This window comes from Ruegeria sp. CDSA020 (assembly GCF_059612345.1).
On record NZ_JBXWQK010000006.1, the window covers coordinates 253,742 to 272,579 of the forward strand.

Here is an 18,838-nt window from a genome sequence, read left to right on the forward strand (position 1 = left end):
GTTGTCTTGTTGATTAGAGGATTACCACCATTTCCCCGGCTTGGCCACAAAGCCCGCAGCGCTTTCCAGCGCATAGGCCGTGTTCAGCAAATCGCCTTCGTCCCATGGACGGCCAATCAGCTGCAGACCAAGCGGCAAACCCTGAGAATCAAGACCTGCAGGAACCGAAATGCCCGGCAAACCAGCAAGGTTGACCGTCACGGTAAAGACGTCGTTCAGATACATCTGAACCGGATCCGCCTCGGTCATTTCACCCAGACCGAACGACGCCGACGGCGTGGCCGGGGTCAGGATGGCGTCGACACCGGCGGCGAAAACGTCCTCGAAATCTTTCTTGATCAGCGTGCGGACCTTGCGGGCGCGGTTGTAATAGGCGTCATAGAAACCCGCCGACAGAACATATGTCCCGACCATAACCCGGCGCTGAACCTCGTGACCAAAGCCCTCGGCGCGGGTTTTCTCGTACATCTCGGTGATGCCGTCGCCCTGCCCCAACTGCGCGCGGCGGCCATAGCGGACACCATCATAGCGTGCCAGGTTCGAGGACGCCTCGGCAGGCGCAATCACGTAATAGGCGGGCAGCGCGTATTTGGTATGCGGCAGCGAAATGTCGACGATCTCGGCCCCTGCGTCCTTCAGCATCGCCGCGCCATCTGCCCAGAGTTTTTCGATCTCGGCGGGCATGCCGTCCATCCGGTATTCCTTGGGGATACCGATCTTCTTGCCCTTGATGTCGCCGGTCAGCATGGCCTCGAAATTCGGGACGGCCAGTTCGGCGCTGGTGGAATCCTTGGGGTCATGACCGCACATGGTTTCCAGCATGATCGCCGCGTCGCGGACATTCTTGGTCATCGGCCCGGCCTGATCCAGTGAGGATGCAAAGGCCACGATGCCCCAGCGCGAACACCGGCCGTAGGTCGGCTTGATGCCAGTAATCCCGACAAAAGCCGCTGGTTGACGGATCGAGCCGCCAGTATCGGTGCCAGTGGCGGCCAGACACAGATCAGCCGACACCGCCGAAGCCGACCCGCCGGAGGACCCGCCCGGTGTCAGCTGTGCGTCGTCATTTCCACGGCGCCACGGGCTGACCGCATTGCCATAGACCGAAGTTTCGTTGCTGCTGCCCATGGCAAACTCGTCCATGTTCAGCTTGCCCAGCATCACGGCACCGGCGTCGGCCAGTTGCTGCGAAACGGTGGATTCATATTCCGGCTTGAAGCCTTCCAGAATCTTCGAGGCCGCCTGCGAGGGTACGCCCTTGGTGCAGAACAGATCCTTGATGCCGATCGGCAGACCGCACATCGACGGGGCATCCCCTGCTTTGATGAGCGTATCCGCAGCCTTGGCGCGTTCCAGCGCAAGCTCTGGCGTTTTGTGGACAAAAGCGTTCAGCGCATCGGCGGCATCAATGGCGGTCAAGCAGGCTTCGGTAAGCTCAACCGAGGTGACATCACCGGCACGCAGCGCGTCGCGGGCCTCGGCCAGGCCCAGTTTGTTCAGATCGCTCATATCTTACTCCACCACTTTGGGGACTGCGAAAAAACCTTCGCGTGCGTCGGGGGCATTGGCCAGAACCTTGTCCTGCTGGTTGCCGTCGGTGACCACATCCTCGCGGCGCTTCAGGCGCATCGGTTCGACCGAAACCATCGGCTCGACACCGTCGACATCCACTTCATTCAACTGTTCGATGAACCCAAGAATGGTGTTGAACTCGGATGCCAGCGCAGGCAGCGCGTCATCCTCGACCTTGATCCGGGCCAGTTTGGCCACCTTTGCGGCGGTGCTTTGGTCAATCGACATCGGAAAACCTCATATGCGTCAGGGGGCATTTACCTGTCTGATGCCTCGGTCGCAAGGGTAGCAGGCGGTTGTTCTGCCCCTTCTATGCAAGGAGGTGGCTTAGCCATACAAAAATGCATAGCGCCTATGCACAAAAGTAAACCAATTAGTTCAGAATCCGCCTTGAAAAAGTGAACCGCGCCGTTCACTTCTTACAGCATGGCACAGCCACTAACTGGAGTAAGATGATGAAAACGCTCATGACCGCATTTGTGTTGGCCACTACTGTTCTTGCTGCGCAAGCTCAGGCATTCGGACCCACCATGGGTTCGCTAACCCGCGACCTGTCTTTCCCCGATCAGGTTTCCGAACCAGTTACACAGGACAAAACGAAGCTGGGTAACTGACGCCACAACTTCGTCCGGGTCGGATCCCCCCTCTCCGACCCGGAATTTCGCATTTGACTGCTGCGTTTGATTTGCCGACTCGCTACGATGCGCCCGAACACACCGCCGGATTTCCGGCAAGCCCACGGAGCATAGAATGAGCGCGCGAAAACAGGCAGTCCTGGACGCAATCGACGCAGCCAACACCCAAGATCCAACCTTAGAGAACGGCCAACCCGCAGCGTTGCTTTACGGACAACGCATGAGCGCTGAACTGGCCAGGCTTTTTCCCGATGCATCGAACTCGCTTGAGATCGCCGCACGCGGGCAACATGTTGAACGCTGGAAGCTGGCCCGAAGTGAATATCCCGAAGGGCGCGCCGGATATCTGGCTTGGCGCAAGGCGCAGGGCGAACACCATGCGCAAACCGTCATGACCTTGATGAAGCAGTGCGGATTTGAAGAAAACGAAATCCAAGACGCCGGACGCATGGTGCGCAAGCAGGGTATCAAACGTGACAACGAGGTGCAGGCGCTGGAAGATGTGGCCTGTTTTGTGTTCCTCAAATGGTATTTCGCTCCCTTCGCCGCAAAGCACTCGCAGGAAAAAATCCTCAGCATTGTCGAGAAAACCGCGCGTAAGATGTCATCCGATGCACGCACCAGGGTTCTGGCCGAATTTGACCTGCCGGCAGAACTGGCTGCTGCGTTTCAGGCCTGAGACGCACGGCTTAGGTGACTGCGGTAGACTTCGATCATCCAGCCCAACATCGTGGCGTTCAGGATGTGCCACAGAAAATGCGTACCAGTCGGGAACTGCGTGCAAATCGGTGCGTCCAAAGCGCGAAAGGTAATCGACACGATCAGGATCACTGCGCCGGTCGCCAGCCCGCGGGCGGTATCAGGCAGGCGTTTCGACAACAGGACGGCGTAAATCAGGATCAATAGCGGCACCGGAGCATAGGCGGCCGATCCGCCCAAACCCGGAATCAGTTGGAACACCGGAATCGTCAAAGCGGCATATGGCACAAACAGGGCCGCGCAGATCCCCGCGTAAAGCGGCCGCAACTGCCAGACGTTGCGATTCATTACAAAAATATAGGTCAGAATAAAAAGCAGGATGGGTGCAGTATCCGCCAACGCGGACCAGACCTGTGCATGGGTGTGAAACAAATAACTGCCAATTCCGATGCCGACCAGGATAACCACAAGCATTTTTGCCAATGGCATCCCCGGCCCGCGCACCCGCCGCCACATAATGAAAGCCGCAATCAAAAAGGCGGCATTCGTAACCGCATTTATCGGCTCTGCCCAATAGGCAGGCGATAAACGCTCGCAATAACTGTCAATTTCCCGAAACCAATCCATGAAATTTTACATACCCGATGCTAGTCTGCTGCCAACAGTTCATTTGGGAGTGCTTTTCATGAATATCATCTGGCTTGGGCATGGCAGCTTTCGCATTGAAACAGCAGGACAGGTTCTGCTGATCGACCCTTGGCTGACCGGCAACCCCGTTTTGCCTGAAGATCAGCATGACGCTGCTTTGGAAGGCGCGACACATATCCTGCTGACACACACGCATTTCGATCATGTTGTTGACGTTGTCTCATTGGCCAAACATCTGAACGTCCCCGTGGTCGGTCAGTATGACCTGATGGGGTACTGGAGCGAAGCCGAAGGTCTGGAAACAGTCGGCTTCAACAAAGGCGGCACGGTCAACCTGAACGGCGTTATGGTCTCGATGGTACCCGCCTCGCACAGCTCGACATTTTCGACCCCAGACGGGCTGCGCACCGGTGGCAGCGAGGTCGGTTTCATGATCTCATCCGAGGGGCACATGCTCTATGTTTCGGGCGACACCGATATCATGGCCGATATGGACTGGATGGGGGATTACTATAATCCCGATATTGGTATCCTGTCCGCAGGGGGCCATTTTACCATGGACATGAAAGGCGCCGCCTATGCTGCAAAGCGCTATTTCAATTTCAAAACCGTGATTCCCTGCCATTACAAGACCTTCCCGATTCTGGAGCAATCCGCGCAGGTGCTGGAGGACGGTTTGCCGGGTGTCGAGGTGATCGAACCGCAGCTGATGCAAGCCATCAAGCTGTAGCCGCTTGATGAGTAACGCGGTAACACCCTCTCCAGAACTGGTCGCTGTCATACGGCGCTGGAATGATGCGGTTCGCCTCAAGGATCGCGCCGCGCTGATGAACCTGCTCTCGTCATCTGAACATTTGCGGTATCAGGGGTCGGCAGATGGCGAAAGCTGGTCCGGACAGGTGTTCCGCCAGGGCTTTGCCGACCACACTCGCGAAATTCCGGATTTCAGCTGGGACGAACATTCGCTCGAGGCGTTTGAATGCGGTGACATAGGATGGGCCCATTGCGAAGCAACACTTGCATTCACATCAAACGGCAAAGCCGCGCTCCATAGGTTCACCTTTGTATTGCATCTGGAAAACGGTGCCTGGAAGATGATCCAGATGCATGTCTCCAACCCAACTTCGAACATGGAGAAAATCGGGATCGAGCATGAAGCGCTGAACGCATTGATCGCGGCAGCTCGGCAGGAATTCACTCAGGATCAACAAGAGGGTGCGGCATCGGTCATGTTTACTGATATCGCAGGTTCTTCTGAAATCACGCGTCAGGTCGGAGATCACAAATGGACCGCGCTCATATCCAGCCATTTCGATCTGGCTGAAAATCTGATTCACACCCATGGCGGCCGACTGGTCAAATCACTTGGGGATGGCACGATGTCGATCTTCTCCTCTGTCCACGACGCGATCCAAGCGGCGACCGAATTCCAAAGGGAAAATGCGGCCCTACAGTCTGATATACCCTTGGGTCTTCGGGTTGGCATTCATACCGGCGATGTCATTCAGCGTGACGAGGATTTCTTTGGATCGGTGGTCAATAAGGCCGCACGGGTGACTGGCCTTTGTGGCGCTAATGAAATTCTTGTCACCGACGTTACCCGATTGCTGCTGGGCGCGACCGCCGGGCTGCAGTTCAGCGCTCCGATTTCGGCTCAACTAAAGGGGTTCGGTGGGCCACAGACGGTCTATCGCGTGGACTGGGCCAAACCCTAGCACCGCAGGTCGGTCCCAACCCAGATTATTTACTGTCCCTCTTTTTGGTGAAGAATTCGCGCAGCAGGGCTTCGCAATCCTTGGCGGCAATACCGTCAAACACTTCGGGTTTATGGTGCGACTGTGGATGGGAAAACACCCGCGCCCCGTGAGCTACCCCACCCGATTTGGGATCAGAGGCCCCGTAATAGATCCGCCGAACACGAGCGGCGGCCAAAGCCGCGGCGCACATCGCGCAGGGTTCCAGTGTGACATAGATGTCGTGGTCAATCAGGCGTTCCGATCCGGTTGCAGCACAGGCGGCGCGCAGGGCCAGTATCTCGGCATGTGCGGTTGGGTCGTTCAACTCGCGTGTCTGATTGCCTGCCACGGCGACAACCCGGTCGCCCAGCACGATAGCAGCCCCTACCGGAACTTCGCCGCGTTCACCGGCTTCGCGCGCCTGCTCAAGCGCGATATCCATGTACGATTTGAACTCCATGCCTCTGACTGCATCAGAAACCTGCCTTTCGCAAGGCGGCGGGATGCGCTATGGGCTGCAAATGACTAATACCCCTCCTCCAGGCGACCGGATCGCCAAAGTCCTTGCCCGCGCTGGCGTCGCCTCGCGCCGGGAAGCGGAACGCATGATCGAAGCAGGTCGTGTGGTTGTGAACGGCAAGACCATCGACAGCCCCGCGCTGAACGTTACCGCCAAAGACAAGATCACCGTCGACGGTAAACCGGTCTCCGAGCCGGAACCGTCACGTCTTTGGCTGTACCACAAGCCACCCGGTCTGGTTACGACGACGAAGGACGAAAAAGGCCGCGCGACGATCTTCGACAAGTTGCCCGAGGACATGCCCCGCGTCATGAGCGTCGGGCGGCTTGACCTGAACTCGGAAGGGTTGCTGTTGCTGACAAATGATGGCGGCATCAAGCGCAAGCTGGAACTTCCTGCCACCGGATGGCTGCGCAGATACCGCGTCCGTGTAAACGGGCGTCCAAAAGACGAGGATTTCGCGCCGCTCCGAAAGGGGCTGGTGATCGAGGGTGAACGGTTCCAACCGATGGATGTAACACTCGATCGGCAACAGGGCGCAAACGCCTGGCTGACCATTGGCCTGCGCGAAGGTAAAAACCGCGAAATCCGCCGCGCGATCGAGGATATCGGCTTTGCCGTGAACCGGTTGCTGCGCGTCTCGTACGGCCCGTTTCAGTTGGGCAAACTGAAACCCGGAGAGGTCGAGGAAATTCGCCGCCGGGTCATGCGTGATCAGCTTGGTCTTGAGGCTGAGCCAGAGGCTCCGGCCAAACGCCCTGCACGACCACAGCGCAAACGGCCTCCGATCGGCAAGAAATCTCGCAAATGATAAGGGTTAGGTAACCTTCCCCCTAGCGCCGGGGCCGCGCATCCCCTAAGTTTTCCGCAAAGAGAAACTCAGGGAGCATCATGTCCGGGTCCGGAGTACAAAAACTGGCTTACGTGGCCTTGTTGGTTCTGTTGTTCGGCGTCTGCACCGGGTTACTGGGAGGGCTGTAAGCACATGGCCAAACGCTTTGGCGGCAAATACAGCCCAAACGACTCAGATTCGTCGACAGATCAACCGGCGCGCGGTCAGTTTGATGGCGCGCGCGTAGAACCGGCTGGCGCGCGAGCTAATATCCTGTTTATCCCGGCTGTTCCATTGGTGTTTCTGTCGCTGAACGACGGTGCGATCGGGATGACCATTGGACTTGTTGCCGCTGGTTTGCTGACCGGGGCGGCCTTTCTGCTGCGCGAAGGATTGCGGGCAGAGGCGGCCTATAACGCACGGCGCACAGCCCGGCGCCCGGCCATTCCCCGCAAGATATTTTCCAGCGTTCTGACCGGCCTTGGGGCCGGGTTGGCCTCATACCGATCCGAGTTTCTCGATGCGGCAACCGTGTCTGACGCCAGCCTCATCGCCCCGGTTTTATTCGGCACCGCCGCTGCTGTGTTGCATTCCGTTTCCTTCGGCCTGGACCCTATGTCAGACAAAGGCATGGAAGGCATCGATACCTTTCAGCAGGACCGTGTCGCACGGGTAGTCGAAGACGCTGAGGCGCATCTGACCGAAATGACCGACGCCATCAAACGTGCTGGGGACCGCCGGATCGAAGCGCGGGTCGAGCGATTTCAGGAAACTGCCCGCGATTTGTTTCGCACCGTCGAAGAAGACCCGCGCGATCTGGCCGGAGCAAGAAAATACCTGACCGTCTATCTGCAGGGTGCCCGTGACGCGACGGTCAAGTTCTCGGATGTTTATGCCAGAACACGTGATGCGCAGTCACTGCAGGATTACTCGTCTCTACTGGATGACCTGGAACAGAATTTCTCTGCCAGGACCCGTAAGATGCTATTGGATGACCGCAGCGATCTGACGGTTGAAATTGACGTGCTGCGCGAACGGTTGCAGCGCGAAGGCGTTCGGTTGGACTGACCGGCCCAAAGTATACAGAGAGGATTACCCCATGTCCGAGGAAGTAAAGAACAAGGCAGTCGAAGCCGAAACGCTGGTACAGGAAGTGACCGCCGTCGCCCTGCCCGACCCCACGGCGGAAATTGTCCTTCTGAAAGAGGCCGACGAGCCTGTAGGTGCTGAAATTCGTAAACGCATGGGCGAGATCGACATGGGGAACACGAATTCCATCGTGTCCTTCGGCTCGGGTGCGCAGGCCGAGTTGCAGGAAATCAGCCAGGCGATGCTGGCAGATGTGCGCAACAAGGATGTCGGCCCGGCGGGTGACAGCCTGCGCAATATCGTGACCACGATCCGTGGTTTCTCGGTCAGCGAACTCGACGTGCGGCGCGAGCGTAGCTGGTGGGAAAAACTGTTGGGCAAGGCCGCCCCGTTCGCCAAGTTCACCGCCCAATACGAACAGGTTCAAGGCCAGATCGACCGGATCACGGATGACTTGCTTTCGCATGAACATACGCTGTTGAAGGACATCAAGTCCCTAGACATCCTGTATGAAAAAACCTTGGGCTTTTATGATGAACTGGCACTTTACATCGCGGCCGGCGAAGAGAAGCTGACCGAACTGGACAGTCAGGACATTCCTCAGAAAGAGGCCGAGGTTCAGGCCGCGCCCGAAGAGGATCAGGTGATGAAAGCGCAGGAGCTGCGCGATTTGCGTGCTGCGCGCGATGATCTGGAACGCCGGGTGCATGACCTGAAGCTGACGCGACAGGTCACCATGCAGTCGCTGCCCTCGATCCGTCTGGTTCAGGAAAATGACAAATCCCTGGTGACCAAGATCAACTCGACCCTGGTGAACACCGTGCCGCTCTGGGAAACCCAGCTGGCACAAGCCGTCACCATTCAGCGCAGCGCCGAGGCCGCCGCCGCCGTGCGCGATGCGAATGACCTAACCAACGACCTTCTGACCGCGAATGCCGCCAACCTGCGCGAGTCGAACAAGGTGATCCGTCAGGAAATGGAGCGCGGTGTCTTTGATATCGAGGCCGTAAAACAGGCCAATGCCGATCTGATCGGAACCATCAATGAAAGCCTGGAGATTGCGGATGAAGGCAAGGCCAAACGCGCCGCTGCCGAGCAAGAGCTGCAGAAGATGGAAACCGAACTGCGCGACACTTTGGCCGCAGCCAAAGCGCGCAAGGACGGTATCGGTGACAACGCCGGAACAGCTGTTCCGGGCTGATGGTGGATTGAAGGTGCGGTCACAGGGATATCTGAAGCCCGTATTGGGTCTGGTCGCATTGCTGGCGCTGGCCAACTGCGACGAGGCCCTGACGTCTTCGGTTGCCCCTCAACCGCGCCCCGTAGCCCCCCCAGCGCCTGCCCCTAATGCCTATGTACCTCCATCTGCGGCCAGTCAGGATCTGGCGCGGTTCTATCAGCGGGTAGAACGTGACCTGCTGACGCGTGGTATGCTGCGCAGCGATGGCGGCGGGCCGGACACTCCCTATGATGCCAGCGATCTGGAGCGCAATTTCGAGGCGATTGCCTTTTTCAACGAGTATCCAGATCACGCCGTCACCGCGACCACATATTCGACCGAGGGCCAGCTTAGCCGATGGTCCACCCCCATCCGTGTTCAGACAGAATTCGCCCCGTCTGTGTCCCCCGAAATGCGGGCAAAGGATGCCGAACAGGTCGAGATCTTTACCGCGCGGCTGTCCAAAGTGACTGGTCATCCGATGTCTATCGTTACCCGCAAGGCAAATTTCCATGTCTTTTTCGCGGGAAAGGATGACAGTGCATACGTGGTCTCCCGCCTGAAACAGCTTGTGCCGGGTATCGATCAGCCATTGCTTGACCTGGTTGCAAACCCGCGTTCAAATATTGACTGTTTTGTCATCGCGTCTCCGACCAACCGGTCCCTGCACCGATTTGTTCGGGCGGTGGTGCTGATCCGTGCTGAATTGCCTGATATGCTGCGGCGCAGTTGCATCCACGAAGAAATGGCGCAGGGGCTGGGACTCTCCAATGACAGCAACGCTGCGCGACCATCCATCTTTAATGATGACGATGAATTTGCGTTGCTGACCAGCCATGACGAGAAATTACTGACAATGCTCTATGACCCGCGTCTTGAGCCTGGCGTGGCTGTCGAAGACGCGCGTCCCGTGGTGCGGATCATTGCGCGCGAACTGATGGGCCAGCAGCTGTGAGCCCAAGATAAGGAGACCCCAAATGGGTATTTTCGATTTTCTGACCGGCGAGTTCATCGACGTCATCCACTGGGTCGACGACACCCGCGATACGATGGTCTGGCGGTTCGAACGCGAGGGCCATGCGATCAAATACGGCGCCAAACTGACCGTGCGCGAAGGCCAGGCGGCCGTTTTCGTGCATGAGGGGCAGCTGGCGGATGTTTTCACCCCCGGTCTCTATATGCTTGAGACCAACAATATGCCGATCCTGACGACACTGCAGCATTGGGACCATGGCTTTCAGTCTCCGTTCAAATCCGAGATTTATTTCGTCAACACGACTCGCTTCAATGACCTGAAATGGGGCACCAAGAATCCGATCATGCTGCGCGATCCGGAATTCGGACCGACCCGCATTCGCGCTTTCGGTACTTATACAACCCGGGTCAAAGACCCAGCAAAATTCATGATCGAAATCGTCGGCACCGATGGTGAGTTCACGATGGACGAGATCAGCTTTCAGGTGCGCAATATCATCGTTCAGGAATTCAGCCGGGTCATCGCAGGATCAGGCATTCCGGTTCTGGACATGGCCGCCAATACCGCCGATCTGGGCAAGTTGATCGCGGCAGAAGTGACCCCGGTCTTGGACGGGTACGGGCTGGAGATGCCTGAATTTTATATCGAGAACATCTCACTGCCACCCGCAGTTGAAGCGGCGCTGGACAAGCGGACATCGATGGGGCTGGCTGGTGATCTGGGTAAATTCACCCAGTATTCAGCCGCTGAGGCGATGACAGCCGCGGCCAACAATCCCGGTCAGGGCGGTGGCATGGGCGCTGGCCTTGGCATGGGAATGGGCATGGCCATGGCACAGCAGATGTCAAACATGGCAGCGGGTCAGCCGAGCGGTCCGTGGGGCGGTTCCGCCCCCGCTGCCCAGCAACCTGCGGCGCATACGGCGCCTCCGCCGCCACCGCCAGTGGAACATGTCTGGCATATCGCCGTTGACGGGCAAACCAGCGGGCCATTTTCCAAGGCCAAGATGGGCCGCATGGCGACAGAGGGAGAGATCACCCGTGACACCCATGTCTGGACCGCCGGTCAGGACGGCTGGAAAAAGGCGGGTGAGGTACAGGAACTGGCGCAGTTGTTCACGATCTTGCCGCCGCCCCCGCCCGGAGCCTGAAGTGACGGAAAGCTTAGGCAGCAACGTTTAACGCGTATCCGCAACCTTTCTGAAAGAGCAAACGAATGTCTACTTTGGACCGCTACTCAAAGCCCCAAATCGTATTGCACTGGCTGATCGCTGTGATCATCATCGGCGAATGGATCAGCAGCGATGGCATGGGACGCGCCCTGCATGCCCGGCTTGATGGCAACACGGTCGGGACAGAAGGGGCCACCCCTCATGTCTGGCTTGGCTGCATCGTCTTTGCACTGATCCTGGTCCGCATTCTTCTTCGGTGGCGACAGGGCGCGCCTGCCCCTGTCGAGGAAAGCTCGGCCCTGATGGCGACCGCTGCGAAACTGGGACATCTCTTGCTTTATGCGCTGATGGTCGCGGTGCCAATCTTCGGCATGTTGGCCTGGTTCGGGGGAATCCATGTTGCTGGTGAGGTCCACGAAACCGTGGGCAATGCCCTGTTGTTCGTCGCACTAGGTCACGCTGCCTTTGCCATCTGGCATCATTTCATCAAACGGGACGGGGTGCTGCACCGGATGCGCCTGTCCTCTGGCCGATAACGCAAATTCGAGGCTTCAATGGCCCCTACCGACCCTAACATTGTAGACGAACACCGCTTTCCCTGCGATCAATGCGGGGCGGATTATCGGTTCAATCCCGATGATGGTACGCTCACCTGTGACCATTGCGGTCACTCCGAGGCGGTTGGCGCCGGACCGTGGGGCGGTGCCAGCCTGAAAGAGCTGGATTTCAACAGTGCGCTTTCGGATCAGCTGCCTGACGATGAGATCGAGGAAACGCGTGTTCTGACCTGCCCCAACTGTGCGGCTCAGGTTGAATTCGACCCGGCCACGCACGCAGCCGAATGCCCCTTTTGCGCAACCCCAGTAGTAACGGATACCGGCATCAGCCGTCACATCAAACCCCGCGGCGTGCTGCCCTTTGCGCTGGATGAACGCACTGCGCATAAGGCCATGGGAGACTGGCTGGGACGGTTATGGTTCGCCCCAAACGGGTTGAAGGATTATGCCCGCAAAGGGCGCAAGATGCAGGGTATCTATGTTCCATACTGGACCTTCGATGCGGATACGAAATCCACATATCACGGCGAGCGCGGCATAGTTTACTATGAAACACGCAGCGTCATGCGCGATGGCAAGCGTGTACAGCAAAGGGTCGCCAAGGTGAAATGGTCCCCGAAATCGGGCCGGGTCGCACGGTTCTTTGATGACGTTCTGGTTTTGGCATCCCAGTCTTTGCCCAAGAAGTACACCGACGCGCTGGAACCCTGGGATTTACCCGCGTTGGAACCGTATCAGCCTGAGTACCTCGCCGGTTTTCGGGCCGAGGCCTATACAGTCGAATTGAATGACGGCTACACCGAAGCCCGCACACATATGTCCCGCGTGATAGAACGGGATGTACGCTTTGACATTGGTGGCGATCGGCAGCGCGTTCATGCGGTTGAGACCGATGTGCGGGATGTGACCTTCAAGCATGTCCTCCTGCCGATCTGGATGGCCGCCTACAAATATCGGGGGCAGACGTACAGGTTTGTAGTAAACGGCCGCACCGGGCGCGTTCAGGGGGAACGTCCCTGGTCAGCGCTCAAGATCTCTGTCGCCGTGTGCCTTGGCCTTTTGGCAGCTGCCGGTGTTGGTTACATGGTGGCAACCGGTCAGCAATGACGTGACCGGCTAACCTCATCAGCACTTGAACATCCGCCAGTCTGACCTCATCCTGCGCCCTGTCAACGCCGATGGGGAGGCCTGTGTGACACTATCCGCTCTGAACAATCTACTGGATCAACGGCATTCCTGCCGCGCCTTCCTTTCTGACCCGGTGCCAAAGGATCAGATTAATCAGATCCTGACCAGCGCAGCCCGCGTTCCAAGCTGGTGCAATGCGCAGCCCTGGAACGTAACCATCACCAGCGGGCCAGAGACCGATAAGTTTCGGAAGGCACTGCAGGATGAGGTAATCGCGGACACGCCATCCCCGGACCTGCCCTTTCCTGCCTCCTATTCGGGCATCTACCAGGAACGCCGCCGTGAATGCGGCTGGGCCCTTTACGAAGCCGTTGGCGTTGAACGCGGAGATCGCGCCGGGTCCACCCGGCAGATGATGGAGAATTTCGCCCTTTTCGGAGCGCCCCATTGTGCAATCATATCCAGCCCAACGGAACTCGGCGCTTATGGCGCCATGGATTGTGGTGGCTTTGTTACGGCCTTCACGCTGGCGGCGCAGGCTCTGGGCATAGCGACAATTCCGCAGGCCGCAGTGGCCAGCTATGGCCCTTTTCTGCACCGATATTTCAAAATCCCGGATGACCGTCTGATCCTATGTGCGATCTCTTTCGGCTATGCAGACAAAGACCACCCGGCCAACGGGTTCAGAACCAGTCGCGCCGCGCCCGACGCGTTTGTCGAGTGGGTCGACTGACCATCAAATGGAGGAACCAAATGCGTGCGCTGTTGCAGAGGGTCTCGCTGGCAAAAGTCTCGGTCGAGGGTACGGTGATCGGACAAACCGGTCCGGGCCTGCTGATACTGGTTTGCGCGATGCAAGGAGACGACGACCAAAAGGCCGAACAGCTTGCTGCCAAGGTCTCGAAGCTGCGGATATTCAAGGATGAGGCCGGCAAGATGAACAGGTCGGTTCTGGATATGGGCGGCTCGACCCTAGTAATCAGCCAGTTCACACTTGCCGCTGATACCTCGCGCGGGAACCGCCCGGGGTTTTCTGAAGCGGCACCGCCAGAGGTTGGAAAACGCTTGTATGAGGTTTTCGCGCATCGGCTAAGTGGTCTTGGCGTCCCTGTCGAAACCGGTCAATTCGGGGCGGATATGGCCGTCGAACTGGTCAATGACGGCCCGGTCACGATCTGGGTCGAAAGCTGATGGAGCAAAGGCAAAAGGCAACCCGAATATGGCAGGCCGGGGTTGACGCGGTTAGTGGATATGCGGCGACGTTAACGGCGCTGAATGATATCGAGGCGCCCGACCAAATTTTAGCTGTCGGCAAAGCTGCGGCGGCGATGACCCGCGCAACGCTGGACCATTTCGGCCCCCTCCCCGCTTTGGTTGTCACCAAGGATGGCCACGGGGACGCCCTGCCTGACCATGTCAGGGTGATCGAGGCCTCTCATCCCGTTCCTGATATCCGCAGTCTGCAAGCGGGCCGCGCACTGCGTGAGATGGTCCAGTCGATGGGATCATCTTCGCATTTGCTGCTGCTGGCTTCGGGCGGGGCCTCGTCTTTGGCTGAGGACCTTGTACCCGGCAAAACGCTGGCGAATCTGGAGCAGTTGAACCGAAAACTGCTGTCGGAAGGGTTGAATATCTCTGAAATGAACGCCGAACGGCGCAAACTGTCCCAAATCAAAGGGTCTGGCCTGTTGGCCCAGTTCAAAGGAGCGAAGGCGACTGTTCTGGCGATTTCCGATGTGCCCGGCGATGACCTGAACGTTATCGGATCGGGCATTGGCGCACTTCCTGAGCCGCGCGATTTTCAGGGAGTTGCTCGCATCGTTGCATCGAACAAGCATGCCCGTGCTGCCGCCGTCCGACAGGCCATGGCCGAGGGCGCACCCGTTTTAGCGAATGAGGAATGCCTGCACGATGACCTGAAAAGCATAGCAGCCCGTTTGGGGCCACAGCTGCGCAATATGCCCGAAGGCGTCATGGTTTTCGGTGGAGAGCCAACTGTCGTGCTGCCCAGAAATCCAGGCAAGGGTGGGCGCAATCAGGCCCTCGCTTTAGCGTTGGCCAGAGAAATCGCGGGTATTGCTGGGCTGACGCTGCTTGTCGGGGGCACCGACGGCACCGACGGGCCGACCCAGGCCGCGGGGGCGATTGTTGACGGGACCACCTGGGGCGATGGTGCGGAAAAGGCGCTGCGGGATGCTGACAGCGGCAGCTATCTGGAACGCGTAAATGCTCTTTTCGTCACCGGACCGACCGGTACCAACGTAATGGACCTTATTGTCGCAATCCGAAGCTGATTTGACGATTTTCACCTGCACCAAAACCCTTTTGGCCCCGAGACTGACCGAATGAATCCAGCCGACAATTCGCTACTCGACATCGAAGACCTGCCAGATATCGGCATTCACATGCCGGATGGGTGCCGGCTTTCAGCCCGGATATGGAAGCCGTCGAATGCAGAAAGCCACCCTGTACCTGCCATTCTAGAGTTCCTGCCCTATCGCAAACGCGACGGCACTGCGACACGAGACGCCCTGACCCATCCATGGTTTGCCAAGCGCGGCTATGCCTGCATCCGCGTGGACATGCGCGGCAATGGTGACAGCGAAGGGCTGATGGAGGATGAGTATACCCAGCAGGAACTGGACGATGCAGTTGCAACTATCGAGTGGCTGGCGCAGCAACCGTGGTGCTCTGGTTCTGTAGGAATGATGGGGATCAGTTGGGGCGGTTTCAATGCTTTGCAGGTGGCGGCACTACAGCCAGAGGCGCTGAAGGCGATTATCACGCTGTGCTCGACCGCCGACCGGTATGCGGACGACATCCACTACAAGGGTGGCTGCCTGCTGAACGAAAATCTCGGCTGGGGTGCGACCATGTGGTCTTATTCATCGCGCGCTCCCGATCCGGCCCTGCGTCCGAACTGGCGCGAGCTGTGGCTGGACCGCCTTGAGAACGAGCCCTTTCTGCCCTCTGTCTGGTTGCGCCATCAGACGCGAGATGACTATTGGCGTCACGGGTCAGTCTGCGAGGATTTCAGCGCTATCCGGGCGGCGACTTTGGCTGTTGGCGGCTGGGGTGACGCCTATAAGAATACGGTGCCTTTATTGGTTGAACAGCTTGATTCTCCGGCCAAGGGGATCGTCGGACCTTGGGTTCACAAGTATCCGCATTTTGCTGTTCCCGAGCCCCGAATCGGATTTCTGCAAGAGGCCCTGCGTTGGTGGGACCATTGGTTGAAAGGCCAGGATACTGGCGTCGACCAGGAACCCGACTATCGCGCCTATCTTATGGATGGGGTACGCCCCCAGCGCTGGTACAAGGAACGGCCCGGTTGCTGGATAACCGAGGATAAAGGCGCGACCTCGCATCTTCCTATTCAAACTCTGAATATCTCTAATGCTGGGCTGGACCAACCCGGACCGCTGGACATGTGCATCCGATCCCCCCAGACCTGCGGGATGGAAGGCGGAGAATACTGCGCCATCTGGTTGGGGCCGGATATGCCGGGCGATCAGCGTGTGGATGATGCATTTTCGGCCTGCTTCGACAGCGCCCCACTGGCCAATGATTTGAACATCGTGGGCGCGCCGCAAATATGCCTGCACATCAGTGCCGACCGTCCCCATGCCCAGATGGCCGTGCGCTTGAATCACGTCCATCCCGATGGGGCAACAACACGCATAACATACGGTGTCCTTAACCTGTGCCATCGCGATACCCATTCGCAACCGACCGAATTGGTCCCCGGCAAGGTTTACGAGGTCACGCTGGATCTGGACCATATCGCATATCGGGTGCCAAGGGGACACCGCTTGCGGATTGCGGTATCCAGCGCCTATTGGCCGCTGATCTGGCCTTCACCCGAGTCTGCAGAACTGCATCTGACCGAGGGCCAAATCAAGCTGCCCATCCGTCACGCGGCGAGCGAGGCATATGTATTCCCTCCCCCGGATGCCGAGGCCGCACACGACATCTCGAATGTCCGAGACAGCCGGAACTCTCGACAGGTCGAAACTGACATGAACTCGGGGGAAACTCATCTGATTATAGAAGATGACTTTGGCCTTGTTACAGACAACCACCACGGCCTGACACATGGCGGAACAGCCTTTGAACGTTGGTCGATTCGCCCTGATGACCCGTTATCTGCGCGCGGATATTGCCATTGGACACAAGAGATAATCCGTGACGGCACAGAGCTGCGTACAGAAACATCTTGCGAAATGTGGTCAGACGCCGGAAACTTCTACCTCTGTGCTGAACTCAAGGCATTTGAAAACGGCAGTTTGGTATTTTCAAAGACTAAGGAGGATACCGTACCGCGTAATCATATGTGAAATTCAAGCAGGTCTGAGCCGGACTTTTTTCTTGCTCGACCAACCGAATTGCGCCTAACTTGACTGGCGCGTCAATAAAAAAACCCGTCAGGGGCTGACGAGATAAATCACTGGGAGATATCTGAATGAACGAACAAATCACTCACATGGCCAAGCAGGTTACAGCTGGCAAGCTGACCCGCCGCGAATTTATGGGGAAAGCTGCAGCACTTGGTGTGTCTGCTGCGATGGCCAGCACAATGTTTGCCGATGCTGCACGCGCGGCTGGCCCGAAAAAGGGCGGTGATCTGAAATTTGGCCTGCAGGGCGGGGAATCCACCAACTCGCTTGACCCGGCCACCTATGCCAGCTCGGTTCCGTTCCAGAACGGCAAGCAGTTCGGCGACCAACTGGTCGAGGTTGCGCCCGATGGATCGATCGAACCGCGCCTTGCAGAAAGCGTCGAAGGCAGCGCGGATGCCAGGGTCTGGACCTTCAAACTGCGTCAGGGCGTGGAATTCCACAACGGCAAGACCATGACCAGCGAAGACGTGCTGAAAACCATGGAGCGTCACTCGAACGAGGATTCCCAATCTGGTGCTCTGGGAATCATGCGCGGCATCGAATCGATGAAGGCTGATGGCGACAATTTCCAGGTTACGCTGAATGAACCAAATGCCGACCTGCCCTATCTGATGGCAGACTATCATCTGATCATCCAGCCGGATGGCGGCATGGAAGATCCTGGCGCAGGGGTTGGCACCGGCCCTTACCAAGTGGAAGTCAACGAACCCGGCGTCCGCCACGTGTTCAAAAAGTTCGCCAACCACTGGAGCGATTATGGCAATTTCGACAGCGTCGAAGTGGTTGTTATCAATGACGCAACCGCCCGGACCGCCGCGCTGCAATCCGGTCAGGTCCACGCGATCAACCGGGTTGAGCCCAAGATTGCTGATCTGCTGGGTCGCGCACCGAACCTGACTGTGCATTCAACCGCAGGCCGTGGCCACTATGTGTTTATCATGCATTGCGACACGGCACCGTTTGATAACAATGAACTGCGTTTGGCCCTGAAACACGCGATTAACCGTCAGGATCTGGTCGACAAGGTTCTGCGTGGCTATGGCTCGATTGGGAATGACATGCCGATCAACGCGGCCTACCCGCTGTTTGACGGTTCGATCCCGCAGCGTGAATTCAGCATCGAAAAAGCAGCTGAGCATTACAAGAAGTCGGGTCATGACGGCTCACCAATCATTCTGCAGGTCGCTGATGGCGCCTTCCCTGGTGCGGTGGACGCCGCCGCCCTGTTCCAGCAGACCGCGGCTCAGGCTGGTATCCCGCTGGAAATCAAGCGTGAACCCAACGATGGTTACTGGTCCGAGGTTTGGAACGTACAGCCGTTCTGCGCCTCGTACTGGGGTGGCCGTCCGGTGCAGGACCAGATGTATTCGACCGCGTATCTGTCGACCGCAGACTGGAACGACACGCGGTTCAAGGTTCCGGCCTTTGACGAGATGCTGTTTGCAGCCCGCGCCGAGCTGGACAATGACAAGCGCAAGGACATCTACAAACAGATGGGCATGATGGTCCGCGACGAAGGCGGCGTAATCTGCCCGATGTTCAATGATTTCGTCGAAGGTGTCAGCAATCAGCTGGAAGGTTGGGAAAGCGACCCGACCCAAGAGATGATGAACGGCAACATGTCCCGCAAGATGTGGTTCTCCTGATAAGGACCAC

Annotated in this window: 19 protein-coding genes and 1 pseudogene; 16 read left to right on the forward strand and 4 right to left on the reverse strand. The window is 57.9% G+C overall.

Annotated elements, in window-relative coordinates:
• Positions 1 to 21: 21 nt before the first annotated feature.
• Positions 22 to 1,509: an Asp-tRNA(Asn)/Glu-tRNA(Gln) amidotransferase subunit GatA gene (gene gatA / locus AC2FJW_RS12815; RefSeq protein WP_496750249.1), complete on the reverse strand. Its 1,488-nt coding sequence runs from the start codon at positions 1,507 to 1,509 to the stop codon at positions 22 to 24.
• Between the two features lie 3 nt (positions 1,510 to 1,512).
• A complete protein-coding gene (gene gatC, locus AC2FJW_RS12820) occupies positions 1,513 to 1,800 on the reverse strand; it encodes an Asp-tRNA(Asn)/Glu-tRNA(Gln) amidotransferase subunit GatC (protein WP_039536649.1) in 288 nt (95 codons plus the stop codon).
• A gap of 227 nt (positions 1,801 to 2,027) precedes the next feature.
• On the opposite strand from gatC, the gene AC2FJW_RS12825 reads away from it, so the two are divergent.
• Together AC2FJW_RS12825 and AC2FJW_RS12830 are read left to right on the forward strand one after the other, a co-directional pair.
• Positions 2,028 to 2,186, forward strand: coding sequence for a hypothetical protein (locus AC2FJW_RS12825; protein ID WP_496677714.1), 159 nt, complete (start codon positions 2,028 to 2,030; stop codon positions 2,184 to 2,186).
• Positions 2,187 to 2,322: 136 nt separating this feature from the next.
• Entirely contained in the window at positions 2,323 to 2,886 is a 564-nt protein-coding gene (locus AC2FJW_RS12830; RefSeq protein WP_281972715.1) for a DUF4202 domain-containing protein, read from the forward strand.
• On the opposite strand, the gene AC2FJW_RS12835 is transcribed toward AC2FJW_RS12830, so the two are convergent.
• Positions 2,877 to 3,533 (reverse strand): ceramidase domain-containing protein, encoded by a 657-nt coding sequence (locus AC2FJW_RS12835; RefSeq protein WP_496750250.1) that lies wholly within the window; start codon positions 3,531 to 3,533, stop codon positions 2,877 to 2,879. The genes AC2FJW_RS12830 and AC2FJW_RS12835 overlap by 10 nt on opposite strands.
• 58 nt (positions 3,534 to 3,591) lie before the next feature.
• Between AC2FJW_RS12835 and AC2FJW_RS12840 the strand changes: the two genes are divergently transcribed.
• Together AC2FJW_RS12840 and AC2FJW_RS12845 are read left to right on the forward strand one after the other, a co-directional pair.
• On the forward strand, positions 3,592 to 4,284 hold the full coding sequence (locus tag AC2FJW_RS12840; RefSeq protein WP_496694764.1) for a metal-dependent hydrolase: 693 nt from the start codon (positions 3,592 to 3,594) through the stop codon (positions 4,282 to 4,284).
• A gap of 7 nt (positions 4,285 to 4,291) precedes the next feature.
• Positions 4,292 to 5,269 carry a nuclear transport factor 2 family protein gene (locus AC2FJW_RS12845; RefSeq protein WP_496750251.1) on the forward strand — a complete coding sequence of 326 codons (978 nt, stop codon included), beginning with the start codon at positions 4,292 to 4,294 and terminating at the stop codon, positions 5,267 to 5,269.
• Positions 5,270 to 5,294: 25 nt separating this feature from the next.
• Here the strand turns inward: AC2FJW_RS12845 and AC2FJW_RS12850 are convergent, their stop codons facing one another.
• Entirely contained in the window at positions 5,295 to 5,750 is a 456-nt protein-coding gene (locus tag AC2FJW_RS12850) for a nucleoside deaminase (RefSeq protein ID WP_496750252.1), read from the reverse strand.
• A gap of 61 nt (positions 5,751 to 5,811) precedes the next feature.
• On the opposite strand from AC2FJW_RS12850, the pseudogene AC2FJW_RS12855 reads away from it, so the two are divergent.
• The 12 genes and pseudogenes from AC2FJW_RS12855 to AC2FJW_RS12910 form a co-directional block, all read left to right on the forward strand.
• Positions 5,812 to 6,618, forward strand: a pseudogene (locus AC2FJW_RS12855) (pseudouridine synthase); the annotation flags it as partial.
• A gap of 177 nt (positions 6,619 to 6,795) precedes the next feature.
• Positions 6,796 to 7,710 (forward strand): 5-bromo-4-chloroindolyl phosphate hydrolysis family protein, encoded by a 915-nt coding sequence (locus AC2FJW_RS12860; RefSeq protein WP_496750253.1) that lies wholly within the window; start codon positions 6,796 to 6,798, stop codon positions 7,708 to 7,710.
• A gap of 31 nt (positions 7,711 to 7,741) precedes the next feature.
• A complete protein-coding gene (locus AC2FJW_RS12865) occupies positions 7,742 to 8,932 on the forward strand; it encodes a toxic anion resistance protein (protein WP_496701574.1) in 1,191 nt (396 codons plus the stop codon).
• The gene (locus tag AC2FJW_RS12870) at positions 8,901 to 9,905 is read left to right on the forward strand and encodes a DUF2927 domain-containing protein (protein WP_496750254.1); all 1,005 of its coding nucleotides are present in this window, start codon (positions 8,901 to 8,903) and stop codon (positions 9,903 to 9,905) included. Before AC2FJW_RS12865 ends, AC2FJW_RS12870 begins: the two co-directional genes overlap by 32 nt.
• 22 nt (positions 9,906 to 9,927) lie before the next feature.
• Positions 9,928 to 11,076 (forward strand): SPFH domain-containing protein, encoded by a 1,149-nt coding sequence (locus tag AC2FJW_RS12875; RefSeq protein ID WP_496694759.1) that lies wholly within the window; start codon positions 9,928 to 9,930, stop codon positions 11,074 to 11,076.
• 65 nt (positions 11,077 to 11,141) lie between these two features.
• The gene (locus AC2FJW_RS12880) at positions 11,142 to 11,633 is read left to right on the forward strand and encodes a cytochrome b (protein ID WP_496750255.1); all 492 of its coding nucleotides are present in this window, start codon (positions 11,142 to 11,144) and stop codon (positions 11,631 to 11,633) included.
• An 18-nt stretch (positions 11,634 to 11,651) separates the two neighbouring features.
• The gene (locus AC2FJW_RS12885; RefSeq protein ID WP_496750256.1) at positions 11,652 to 12,761 is read left to right on the forward strand and encodes a TFIIB-type zinc finger domain-containing protein; all 1,110 of its coding nucleotides are present in this window, start codon (positions 11,652 to 11,654) and stop codon (positions 12,759 to 12,761) included.
• 85 nt (positions 12,762 to 12,846) lie between these two features.
• A complete protein-coding gene (locus tag AC2FJW_RS12890; protein ID WP_496750257.1) occupies positions 12,847 to 13,515 on the forward strand; it encodes a nitroreductase in 669 nt (222 codons plus the stop codon).
• A gap of 20 nt (positions 13,516 to 13,535) precedes the next feature.
• Complete coding sequence (gene dtd, locus AC2FJW_RS12895; RefSeq protein WP_496750258.1) at positions 13,536 to 13,973, forward strand: D-aminoacyl-tRNA deacylase; 438 nt, start codon at positions 13,536 to 13,538, stop codon at positions 13,971 to 13,973.
• A complete protein-coding gene (locus tag AC2FJW_RS12900) occupies positions 13,973 to 15,076 on the forward strand; it encodes a glycerate kinase type-2 family protein (protein ID WP_496750259.1) in 1,104 nt (367 codons plus the stop codon). The genes dtd and AC2FJW_RS12900 overlap by 1 nt, the downstream gene beginning before the upstream one ends.
• A gap of 51 nt (positions 15,077 to 15,127) precedes the next feature.
• On the forward strand, positions 15,128 to 17,119 hold the full coding sequence (locus AC2FJW_RS12905; RefSeq protein WP_496750260.1) for a CocE/NonD family hydrolase: 1,992 nt from the start codon (positions 15,128 to 15,130) through the stop codon (positions 17,117 to 17,119).
• Positions 17,120 to 17,244: 125 nt separating this feature from the next.
• Positions 17,245 to 18,828 carry an ABC transporter substrate-binding protein gene (locus AC2FJW_RS12910; protein ID WP_142636703.1) on the forward strand — a complete coding sequence of 528 codons (1,584 nt, stop codon included), beginning with the start codon at positions 17,245 to 17,247 and terminating at the stop codon, positions 18,826 to 18,828.
• Positions 18,829 to 18,838 lie beyond the last annotated feature (10 nt).